11 protein-coding genes are annotated in these 10896 nt (G+C 34.2%); 6 read left to right on the top strand and 5 right to left on the bottom strand.

Annotation, left to right across the window (positions count from 1 at the left end; translation table 11 throughout):
* Positions 1–145 precede the first annotated feature (145 nt).
* Together AC07XN_RS20805 and AC07XN_RS20800 are read left to right on the top strand one after the other, a co-directional pair.
* Entirely contained in the window at positions 146–484 is a 339-nt protein-coding gene (locus AC07XN_RS20805) for a hypothetical protein (RefSeq protein ID WP_494744437.1), read from the top strand.
* 3 nt (positions 485–487) lie between these two features.
* Positions 488–763: a hypothetical protein gene (locus AC07XN_RS20800; protein ID WP_494744436.1), complete on the top strand. Its 276-nt coding sequence runs from the start codon at positions 488–490 to the stop codon at positions 761–763.
* A 600-nt stretch (positions 764–1363) separates the two neighbouring features.
* Here AC07XN_RS20800 and AC07XN_RS20795 read toward each other — a convergent pair.
* Both AC07XN_RS20795 and AC07XN_RS20790 read right to left on the bottom strand, forming a co-directional pair.
* Positions 1364–3160 (bottom strand): Tn3 family transposase, encoded by a 1797-nt coding sequence (locus AC07XN_RS20795; RefSeq protein WP_494744435.1) that lies wholly within the window; start codon positions 3158–3160, stop codon positions 1364–1366.
* 86 nt (positions 3161–3246) lie between these two features.
* Positions 3247–4440 (bottom strand): DUF4158 domain-containing protein, encoded by a 1194-nt coding sequence (locus AC07XN_RS20790; RefSeq protein ID WP_494744434.1) that lies wholly within the window; start codon positions 4438–4440, stop codon positions 3247–3249.
* A gap of 118 nt (positions 4441–4558) precedes the next feature.
* On the opposite strand from AC07XN_RS20790, the gene AC07XN_RS20785 reads away from it, so the two are divergent.
* From AC07XN_RS20785 to AC07XN_RS20770, 4 genes are all read left to right on the top strand, one after another.
* A complete protein-coding gene (locus AC07XN_RS20785; RefSeq protein WP_494744433.1) occupies positions 4559–5170 on the top strand; it encodes a recombinase family protein in 612 nt (203 codons plus the stop codon).
* 196 nt (positions 5171–5366) lie between these two features.
* Entirely contained in the window at positions 5367–5645 is a 279-nt protein-coding gene (locus AC07XN_RS20780; RefSeq protein ID WP_494744432.1) for a hypothetical protein, read from the top strand.
* 179 nt (positions 5646–5824) lie between these two features.
* On the top strand, positions 5825–6526 hold the full coding sequence (locus AC07XN_RS20775; RefSeq protein ID WP_494744431.1) for a hypothetical protein: 702 nt from the start codon (positions 5825–5827) through the stop codon (positions 6524–6526).
* Positions 6527–6633: 107 nt separating this feature from the next.
* Positions 6634–7134: a hypothetical protein gene (locus AC07XN_RS20770; protein ID WP_494744430.1), complete on the top strand. Its 501-nt coding sequence runs from the start codon at positions 6634–6636 to the stop codon at positions 7132–7134.
* A gap of 750 nt (positions 7135–7884) precedes the next feature.
* Here the strand turns inward: AC07XN_RS20770 and AC07XN_RS20765 are convergent.
* The 3 genes from AC07XN_RS20765 to AC07XN_RS20755 form a co-directional block, all read right to left on the bottom strand.
* Positions 7885–8658, bottom strand: a complete 774-nt coding sequence (locus AC07XN_RS20765) for a hypothetical protein (RefSeq protein WP_494744429.1) — start codon at positions 8656–8658, stop codon at positions 7885–7887.
* 62 nt (positions 8659–8720) lie between these two features.
* Positions 8721–9458 (bottom strand): ParA family protein, encoded by a 738-nt coding sequence (locus tag AC07XN_RS20760; RefSeq protein WP_494744428.1) that lies wholly within the window; start codon positions 9456–9458, stop codon positions 8721–8723.
* A gap of 12 nt (positions 9459–9470) precedes the next feature.
* Positions 9471–10643, bottom strand: coding sequence for a replication initiation protein (locus AC07XN_RS20755; protein ID WP_494744427.1), 1173 nt, complete (start codon positions 10641–10643; stop codon positions 9471–9473).
* Between the last annotated feature and the right edge of the window lie 253 nt (positions 10644–10896).

Genomic DNA, 10896 nt, shown 5'->3' with positions numbered 1-10896 from the left:
TACTTTCAACTCATATAAATACAAAACGATGAAAAATAAAATATCAAATTTTAAATTATTGGCAATAAACTAAATTAAATGCCAATAATTAACATTTTGAATTATCATAAAATTTCATTAATTTAGAGTAGATAAAATATTGAAAATGAGCCTAAATTTTACAGAAAGTCAATTAAAATACCTTAGGCAATTTGAAGGAGAAACTCGAATTGAAATGGAGCTAACGCTACGCATCGGCATAGTTGCCTCTCAATATCATAAAGGTGATGGAATAAAATTTGAACCAACTATCCAAGATTGGGAAGATTGGCTTGAAGGATTGCCACGAAGAGCCGCAAAAATTTTTCGCAAAGATGGATTTGAAAAAGGAATACTTAGCTTCCCGTTTAGACGTTTTTATATGGAACTCAACGATGTTGGTTTGGAAGAATATATGGCAAGGCATCTTTCTGTTGAAGAATTAGCCATTTGGAAAAACATTTGATTTATGTCAGAAACTGTCATATACGCTATTTTCTTTCTCGGAATTTTCATTTCGGGAGTCATTTATGTTATTAGGTTGCTGAAAACACCCAATTGCTTTAAAACGATGTTCGGGGCTTATTTAGCTTTCCTCGAAAGAGATACATTTCCAAAACCAAAAAAGAGAAAGAACGTAAAAGTAAAAAAAACAAACCATTGGGAATTTTTATTCAAAGAAAAAATGCCAACGTATGAAGAATTCACAGAGGAATTTCCAAATGAAGAATATCCTTATCATTGAAAACTTATTTATTCCCTCCCGTCTAATTGGTCAAAACAAACTTAACTGTCCCAAAATCTTCTTGGTCGCCATGAGGTAGGGCTTCCTACGCTCCGATTCGATTAATTTCACATCCATTTTGAAAACCGTTCCAATATTCATTTGATTTCTTTGTTTTCTCGAACAACTCGGGTAAAATTAAAAGAACGTACAAAATCGTCGCGGGTCTTCCAGAATTTTTGTACTTCATATTTATATTGACTACTTGATTCTCAGCGAGTTCCTTCTATATAATTCTCCAAGACTTCAAATTATTTTGACTTCAAATTATTGAAATTATCACAGAATTAATCGAATTGGAATCAGCCAAATCAAGTTCAGAATCAATAGAATCACCTGAATCAGAATCTGGTGAATCTATTGAACCAAGTTCGGAATCAGCGGAATCAACCGAATCAGAATCAATTGAATCAAGGTCAGAATCAATTGATTCAACCGAATCAGCATCAATGGAATCAATGGAATCACCTGAATCAAGAGTTCTGAATCAACTGTTTATTGTAACTTTTTAAGTTGGGTAAACTTAGAATATTGAAAATATTCATGTCAAAATTCTAAATTTCAACGAGTTAATTTGAGAGCCATAATTGCTTGCAGGTCAAATACATGGCTAACCTCCGTATCTGAGAAGTCATACATTCCTAAAAGATTGATGTGCCGCCAAGTATGCGTAGACGATTTTGCAATAATGGCTAAAAGTGATTGCTTTTCTTGCTCCGTCTTGCATTGGCTCAGTTTCTCAGAAAGTAACAGAAGATTGAAATAGTTAATGGCATTCATGATTAATCTTTTACATCCTTCTGCTTTGAGTTGGTCTTCGTAGGAAGCCCAAATGAGTTGCTGATTATTGCCATGCGTTACTGCGGAAGCAAGGTTGTTGGAATGTTCCGTTTTGGATAAAACACCTTCTACGGACTTTCTGAGGGATGGTAAGTCCATAACTCTTAGGGTATAATCTGTTCTGTAAAGTCTTCCCAAGTCCGTCAGAGCCTTATAAAGTGGATGCTGTCTTGCATAAGAATTGAGCCTTTTGAAAAGAGTCGATGCTTTATTGTAACCTAATTTAATGGTGGCAGTCATTCGTAAAATTTCATCCCATTGAGCGACTAAATGCTCATAATCAATTTTGGCATCGGGAGAAATTTTATAGCCCAATTCTTTATAAGTCCAGACGGCATCAATGGCGTAAAGGTTTCGTTTGTAAAGTCCTGCTAATCGAGGACGAAACTCAATACCAATTAAGCCCGTAATGGCTGAAACAGGCTCGGTATAACCATGCGTGTCCGTAGAATGGGCATCTGGAGTAATGACTTCGTTGTAAGTAAGCATATTTAAGAGGTAGTGAGCTTCTCTATCCGAAGCACTAAAAACGGTTGAAATAATGAGTTGCCCCGCTTCATCTAAATGAGAATAAACCGTGATGCCTTTTCCACTACCAAAATATTTAAAAGAGGCAGAAGCTCGCAAAGACGGTACTGAAATATCATATTTCTGCCCATCGCTCCCCGTATGAACAAATCCTGATTGCTGTCTAAAAAAGTCGATGATTGGTAATTTATTACTCATGGAAAGAATTAAATCGTTAGCTTTCAAGGTCATTTCTGGGGAGAAATAATGTGTTGCAACCGTTTCAAGGGTGTTTTTGGCAATATTTCTCGAAATATCACCCATCTCAGAGATACCAATGTTTTCTCCAAATCCAATAATTGCCGCATAGAAAATGTTATTCCCAGGGCGAGTCGGTACGTAATGTTCCGTTTTGTGTTGAAAAGCCTCCAAGAAACCCGTGAGTTGATTTATTTGAATAAGCACCTGTAACAAAGGAATTGACCGATTAGGTGGATAAAGCAACTTGTTGTCAATGGGGATGTTATCGCCATCGGCTTTGTAGCGGTGTAAGTGCCACTGTCCATCTTTATCAAAATAGACATCCTTATTCTCCGATAATCGGTCATTGGTTATCTTAAATTGTTGGTTCAATTTATCATTGAGGGCTAAAAGTGTTTTAGCAGCACTACTATGTTTTGTTAGATTCGCTTTCTCTAAAAGGGCTTCTTTGTGCTTATTCCATTGATTACGTGGAATTAAATACTCTTCAAAACTTCGGTATTCATAACAAGAAATGACATTCAAAGACCCCGCTTTGATGTGTTCTTTAATTTCTCTGAAAAGTAAAGCCTTGTAGAGTGAGATGCGTAATTTGCCCGAATCAGTAAAGATTTTTTGTCTTTCATCCATCCCTAAAAAATCAATCGGTAATTTGTTACTGTGGCTAATATCGCCTTTCTTTTGTTGGAAATAGGTAACGGCTTGGCAAATATCCTCCTGCGATTTTTCAATGTCAAATACTAATGCCACGACAATATGAGTCACTCGGTTCTGTAACTTGATGGACTCTTTTTCAAGGGATTTATAATAATCATCCCGATTGGAAATGGGTTGATTTACCTTTTTAGTTCATTTAATCGTTCTTGGTCTTCATCCAAAGCGGATTTTCTGACTCTTTTTTGAACAATTAGTTGCCTGATTTGCTCGACTTTTTGGCTATCATCGGTTTGCACATTTTCAATAATCGTTTCAATATCTCCCAAGGCATCAATGTGCGTGGTACTTCGCCGAGTAACCTGATTAGCCAACTGAGCATTGACAAAACGGTTCTTGTAATGCTCTTCTTTCAGTCTATCTTCGGCATCATTAAAAGTCGAAGTAACGGCACTATTCAAGGTTAGAATCAACGCATCCCCCAAACTGAAATACTGATGAATCACGAAGGCAATCAACTGTAAATAATGCTCATTTACTCGTTTTATGGCTTGTGAGGACTGATTATCCAGAATATAGTCGGCAAGGTAGCGTATAGTGGCATCCGAAAGTTTTAGTTTTTTGATAATGGATTGCAATTGTTGGTATTTGAACTTCAAGGCTATAAATAATTCAAGTCTTTCCTTTATTTGCATGGGCTGCATAGATTGCGTTATTCTTTTGAAAAAAGTCAATTCATATCGCTCATAACCACTCTTTTTCTCAGAAAATTCTGTTTTTTGTTTCTGGGCGAGTTGCTCTAATAAATCTCTATCCAAATCCAATAAATAGGTTTGAATAATGGCTTCTAAATCTTTGGCAAATGCGTCAAGGGCTTTAGTAACAATCTCCCGTAAAGCATTATACGTAGGAATTTCAATTCTTTTTTCTTGAAGAAAACAAACCAGAGAATCAAAAATTAAGGTAGGTTTGGTTTGCAGATAAGTGAGCCGTTTGGCTTCTTGATATAATAAGGCTTGGTACTCCGTATTGAAAGCGGCGATACTAAATTCTCTAAGAATTTCCTCTTGGTGGCGATAACTGGTTCGACTGTGGGCATAGTCAATCATACTAATATCATTGGGGTCAAATTTAAACTTTTCAACCACCAAATTGATGTCGTGTTCATAAAATAAGTTGGGGTTGAAAAAACGAGTGGTGACTCGAAAGTACCCCATTTGCAGAATGAAACCCGTTTTATTGGTAGAGGTGAATAAAGTTTTCAAATAATTCTCTGCCCAAATCGGTATTTCAATCAAGATACGAATGTTCTCCAATTGAGGTGGAGAATCAAAACGAGACCGTTCGTCAGATGATAAATATTCCTTTCTTGCCATTGGAAATAACGAGCGTTAAAGAAGCTGAGAGATTATGCCTAAAAGGTACGCATAATACCAGTATTATTTTACATCTTTACGGCATTAAAATACCTTTTTACAAAATCACACAAAAATTATGGTTTTAGGATACATTCGCACCTCTACGGCTGACCAATCTGCCGATGGTCAAAAGAGCCTGATTGCTCGTTATGTGGTCGAGCGAAAGATGATTGTCGATGAATGGATTGAAGTTGAAGTCTCTTCTCGAAAGTCTGCTGAGAAAAGAAAAATTACCGAATTATTGGATAAAGTCTCAGCCCAAGACACCGTTATTGTTTCCGAACTTTCCCGTTTAGGGCGGTCAATCAAAGAGGTTTTACAAATAATCGAAGAATTGATTCAAGTGAAAGGATGTAAACTTATTCTCATTAAACAAAATTTACATCTTGACCCCAGCAATCAGCACGACATGACCAACAAAGTTTTGCTCACTATATTTTCAATGATAGCGGAACTCGAAAGAGATTTTATTTCAGAAAGAACCAAAGAAGGACTTAGGGCAAGAAAAGAAATGGGAATCAAATTAGGTAAACCCAAAGGAGTCATACAAAAATCCATTTATGACCAAGATAAAGAGAAGGTTTTTCAATTACATAAATTAGGCGTTCCACTCAACACTATCATCAAAACTCATTTAGGATACGGAAAATATCTATCACTCAAAGAATATATCCAAAAAAGAAGCTAATGAACCGCCTGAGAATCGTGTAGTTTCAACAATTGTCAAGAAGAAAAAATCTGCCAGACCTGCGACGATTTATGTACGTTCTTTTAATTTTACCCCATTCGGTGCTTCTTTTGAAGTAGGTATCAACGACGACCTCAGTGTTGGAGCTAATGTAGATTATCTCTCAACATCAAATTATGGTTATCGATTTACTGCCTTGTATTTCGGAGGAAGAGGTTCGTATCATTTCAACAAAGTATTGAATATCAAAGATGAGAAATTGGATCTATATGCAGGGGCAGGTTTAGGATACAGAAGTTTTAGTTGGAAAGACTCCTACTATGGAACTTCAATAGACTCTTATGGAAGTGGTATATACTTGGGGATACATTTGGGTGCTAAATACTACTTCTCTGATAAAATTGGTGCATTCGGAGAATTGGGAGCTGTAGGTTCAACCAATGCAAGAATTGGGATAGGGTTTAGATTAAAGTAGTTTGATTGTATTACTCACTGCAATTGTGGTGAGCAATCTTATTCAACTAAAAAATGTAAATAAAAATTAGAAACAACATAAAAAACGAGTTCTGCTTTAATCAATCAGTTGAACATGAAGTTCACGAAACAGGCTTAGAAACGAATAACTAAACAATTAAAACATACAATAGCTATCTTATGAAAAAGATTTTTTTTTCGAAAATTTATATTGCTTTTCTGTTAAGCATAATACTTTTTAACCTCTCATGTAAGGATAAAAGTGTTGATATTCAAGAACCAATAGGTGATACAACGCCTGAAGAGTTAATGAAACAGTTCGATAAGTTTGATGTTATCCAAATTGATACCACAAAAATCGTAGGAATAAATGGTTTGACTACATTTGAGTTTGACTCCTATCTAAAAGAAAAATATGGAAATAAATTAGGTAATAACTTTTCAGGTCAACTAAGGGTAAGTGCAACGCCCTTATCCCCAAATGATCAGCTCACCGAACTCACTAACAATATTGCCAAAAATCAAGTGACATTCACATTAAGGGACGTTTATGCAAAAATATACCCCAATCAACCAAATGGATTAGCGTATGTTTATAATGGAAAGTCTGACAATATTACCCCCTCTCATTCACAATCAAGGTGTAAAGAGAGTCTTGCTGGTTTAGATTGCTCAGGAATGTTGTACCAAGGAGCATTAAAAACTGGAATTAATATCTACACAGGAACAGCCGCTGAACAGGCAAAGGTTGAAAATTGGAAGAAATGGCTAGATGCTTCAAAATACACATATATTACTACAGAAAAACTGACATTAATTCATGGAGTGATAACGATTGGAAAACTGGTGATATTATCATCTTTGACAATGGGAGTCATATAGGGACTATTGGTAATTTAGAAAATAACAAGATTGCAATAATACACTCTCAGGGAAGAGAGACATACACATGTGAACAGAATAAAGACACTAGAAGAGGCCCTAAAGCAATGACAACATCAGATAAATATAATTGGGATTCTTTTACTAAAAGTAAGTTATCAAGATTAAGATTTATATTAAAAGACAGTTATAATATCTCCATGAGATGTTCTGGCATGAATAATTATTTATATACTACTAATCTCTCCATTGATATTACAAAAACTGAAACTTTTGAAGATGAAGTTATCTTCAAAGACTATGATGACTCAAATAATCGTCAAAAGTTTAAAATTACTTATGATAATGATAAAAAAGAATTCCACATTATCTCTGAAATGAGAGATAATCAAATCCCTGGAGGGTTAAGAAAAGATGAATTTTCCATTCCTTTGGCTTCTTTAGGACAGCCCGTGAGTTCAACTACAAGTTTTTCTGGAAATATGTATGGATGTGGAGCTGAATTTTTATTAAATAAAGGGTTTAAATATAGTGCCGACATTAATTCAAAATCTAATAGGATCGAAGTAAACAAAAATGCATGCTCGCTCTCATCCTTAAAAAAATAGCCAATATGCAATCATCTGAAGGAGATTTTGAACTCGCAAACAAAAAACAAAATTGATAATTTATTAGTCCCGATTTACCCAAAGTAACATATAAAATTATTGCACAATCCTATAAGAACGGATACGGGAATTATACTTTAAATATTTTTGAGCCATTTGCTAATTTTAGAAAAGAATAAGACAGTTTCCTACGCCAATTACAATGCTGTCAATATAATCTTACCCAAACAAACAATATAGAGGTTGACTCAAAGTTTTGAGCAACCTCTTTTCAATAATAGAAGCACCTCCAAAGAGTATATATTACTTATTAAATGGATGTTACAGAATAGAATACAACTTTTTTATGTTTTTTCTTGGTTTTATTTGTTAACAGATATTTCTTTTTTAGAAAATGCTAAAAATTTGCTATAAGTATCATGTTAACAAGTGTTTACATTTGTTAACCCTTATGTAAACATTAGTGTTAACGCCCGTTAACAGAAAAAAAACTTGTAAACATCCATTTGTGTTAACACGGAAAATATAGTAACAACTTTTATAGTTTTATTCAATTATTATCCAACCACTAGAGCATGTATGGTTTGCTTGGTGCTTCGTTCTGACGGTGCAGAGGCTCTTTAAAAATTATACTAATGATACTGTTTATGATTATTCTAGTAACTATAGCCAATTTAGAGATGAACACCTATTATTTAAAATAAACACTTACTTGATTCATTTGTGTTGGAGTAAAAAATAAATTTATTTTCAAGCTTTACGTATCAAACCCAATTCCTCAGCTTGTCCTAAAGAAATATATGCTTTGTATGTTTCAGTAATTTCAGAAGAATCTTTATTTAATGATTGCCAAACCGAAACTAAATCGTTTTCTATCAAAAAATCTCCTTTGATTTCTACTAAAATTTGGTCTAGCTTGGCTTTCTTTACTTTCTCTCGTATTTGTTTTACTAAACCTTTTCTCTCCTCTATTTCAGGCGATACGTCTATAGCAATATTACCTAGCTCCTTTGCGATACTATCAATCATCTTTGCAGTAATTACTTTTCCAGATGATTGATTTTTTTCTAATGCTTTTTCCCACACTTCACTTCTAAATTCTTCTGGAACTTTACTCAAAGCAGCAGCATGAGATTCTTTTGTAGGAACAATAATTGACACTTGACTATCTTGCTCATTTTTGTCGGAAATTTCCGACAAAGTATTTACGACAGCTGCTGCATCCATTAATTCATAGGCTCTTTGTCTTTTTAGATTCCATCTATCTCGGCAATAGCTTTCAAATGTTGTGAATTTATCTCTGTATAATTTATTATTTCTAATTTCAAAAAGTGCATTTCCAACCTCAACAAAGGTATTTAAACCCTTCTCTATAACCGACTCACACAATGATAATCTATCTAGTTCAATTGTGTTCAAAGCTGAAAGAGTTGTCGATTCTTCTACCTGCGGGACAATATCTGTTAACAGTGATTCGCTATGCAAATCTCTTAATAAATCATTACTAAAGCTTTTCTTTGCCATTTTTATACTCAATTAAACTACTAAAATTTCTACTTCTTTTACTTTTACAGAAAGCTTCCCTCCTACTGATTGAGTACTTCTTCACAAAGTACCATATAATCGCTCGCTCCTCTTGATTCAGGTGCATATTCGAAGATACTTTGGGCAAATGCTGTACATTCCATCAAAGAAACGTCTTGACGAATGTTAGATTTATAAAGTTTGATGTCGGAATTTTCCGACAATTTTGTATAAATCATCTGACTGAATTTTGTTCTCATATCAAATTTATTCAACAAAATTCCACCTAATTGAATATTTGGGTTCATTCGCTTTCTGATTTTAGCACATAATTGCAAAATTTCATCTAAACCAACATAAGCAAAGTTTTCTCCTTGAATGGGTACAATGAAATAATCACTTGCCACAAGTGCATTTACTGTCAAAGAACCCAAACTTGGTGGACAGTCAATCAAAACATAATCATAATCTTTTCCTTCAAGTTGTTCCTGTAAAAAATAACCAGAATCTGGTTCCATATTAATTCTGTACTCAAAGCTCAAAAGTAATCTACTTGATGGTAAAATATCCATCTTTTCTTTTTTAATCAAGGTTTGCTCAAACGTTGACTCTCCTACTAGTAATTCCCCTATGTGACTAGCATTATTCTTGACTCCTAAGGCAATACTAAGGTTGCATTGGGCATCAAGGTCAATTAAGAGTACTTTGAAGCCTTTATGTGCCAAAGCTGCCCCTAAATTGAGCGTGGTGGTGGTCTTTCCTGTTCCTCCTTTATTATTGGTAATTGAAAATACTTTCATATAATTTTTACACTAGTCTTTAATTAAATATTCCTCACCATTTATAAGTTCTAATCTAAACCCTTCTGCCAATAAAGTAGCCACATAAGTATCAAAATCTTCTGCTGGTGCTACTCCCCTTTTTAACATTGCTATAAATCCTTCTTCCTGCTCTTTTACTTTTAATTTAACAACTGGCTGGCTGGCTTCTTTACTTTTTGTTGAAATTGGTTGCTTATATATTTTATCATTTTTCTGGCTAATATATGTTTCCATTAAATGTTGTTTAGTAATGGCAGAGTAAATAGCACCTGAAAGCGACTTAATACTTCCTTTAGATTTTTTATCTTTTAATTCTTTAATAACATAGTAAATATAATCTTCATCTATTTTTCCACTATTGAGTATTTCGCTAATTTCTTGCATAGAATTTAGACTCACACCAATTTCAGATAGTAAACTCTGTAGATGATTCGGTAAATTCAACTCTTCTTCCATTGGCAAAGAAAGTTGCCTATTGATGACAAACTCCACTTGTTTCACAGAACGCCCTTCCTTGATTTCATTAAAAGAAAAAGCCATATCTGTTTGTGTTAATTCACGCTGCGAAACCAGTAACACCCATTTTTTAAAATCATAAAAATTAGGATACTGTCCTTCAATGCCCATCATTGTTTTCAAATCATCAACCTTTAAGCTAAAGGTATTTGAATTATAAGAAAATGACTTCAGTAACCAGTAAATTCTATATGAATAATAACTACGCAATTGAAGAAGTACTTTGATTTCTGCAACAGTAAAGTTTCCTTTCAATTGTAAAAGATAGGGCTTAACAAAGCTATTTAACTGAGCAACAATAAAACCAGAGCCATCTTTATAACGACAAGTAGCCATCAACGGGTCACTGATAATTTCACGTTTGCCATTATGGTCAACAGTCTCAACTGTAATAACTTTACTAGATAGTTTAATTACAGCTTCTTTAACATCTTGATATGCTTTTCCTCCATCAACATTAGAGGAAACTTCTGAGATAGGTATTCTGCATAAAGAAAAATCTGTGTCGCCTTTATTGATACGACCTAATAAAGCAATGAATAGGCGAGTTTCCATCAACGACATATTGAATCTGGCTTTTACTAACTCATTGTGTTGTGCAACAGTTATATCTGATTCTAGAATTGTAGGTTTCTTTTGCTGTCTCATAGGTTCAAAAATAATATTTTATTACGAGAAAACACAAATCTACTCGCAATAAAATATTATAAATTTAATTGACGGGTTTTTCCTCGTAGTTCATACGAATACAATCACTAGAAATACCCAAAACAATCATCTATGACCTTTGAAAATTAAGAATTTAAAAACTGACGGGGTTTTTCTCGTAGTTGGCGGGGTTTTTCTCGTAGTTAACGGGGTTTTTCTCGTAGTTAACGGGGTTTTTCTCGTAGTTAGACGG

Source organism: Arcicella sp. GW458-12-2-14-TSB2 (assembly GCF_059423785.1).
This window is presented reverse-complemented; position numbering and strand designations above follow the sequence as displayed.

Excerpts from the sequence above, each read along its gene's own strand:
- AC07XN_RS20805 (WP_494744437.1), top strand. The coding sequence starts at position 146 with ATGAGCCTAAATTTTACAGAAAGTCAATTAAAATACCTTAGGCAATTT.
- AC07XN_RS20800 (WP_494744436.1), top strand. The coding sequence starts at position 488 with ATGTCAGAAACTGTCATATACGCTATTTTCTTTCTCGGAATTTTCATT.
- AC07XN_RS20790 (WP_494744434.1), bottom strand. The coding sequence starts at position 4,440 with ATGGCAAGAAAGGAATATTTATCATCTGACGAACGGTCTCGTTTTGAT.
- AC07XN_RS20785 (WP_494744433.1), top strand. The coding sequence starts at position 4,559 with ATGGTTTTAGGATACATTCGCACCTCTACGGCTGACCAATCTGCCGAT.
- AC07XN_RS20775 (WP_494744431.1), top strand. The coding sequence starts at position 5,825 with ATGAAAAAGATTTTTTTTTCGAAAATTTATATTGCTTTTCTGTTAAGC.
- AC07XN_RS20770 (WP_494744430.1), top strand. The coding sequence starts at position 6,634 with ATGACAACATCAGATAAATATAATTGGGATTCTTTTACTAAAAGTAAG.
- AC07XN_RS20765 (WP_494744429.1), bottom strand. The coding sequence starts at position 8,658 with ATGGCAAAGAAAAGCTTTAGTAATGATTTATTAAGAGATTTGCATAGC.
- AC07XN_RS20760 (WP_494744428.1), bottom strand. The coding sequence starts at position 9,458 with ATGAAAGTATTTTCAATTACCAATAATAAAGGAGGAACAGGAAAGACC.
- AC07XN_RS20755 (WP_494744427.1), bottom strand. The coding sequence starts at position 10,643 with ATGAGACAGCAAAAGAAACCTACAATTCTAGAATCAGATATAACTGTT.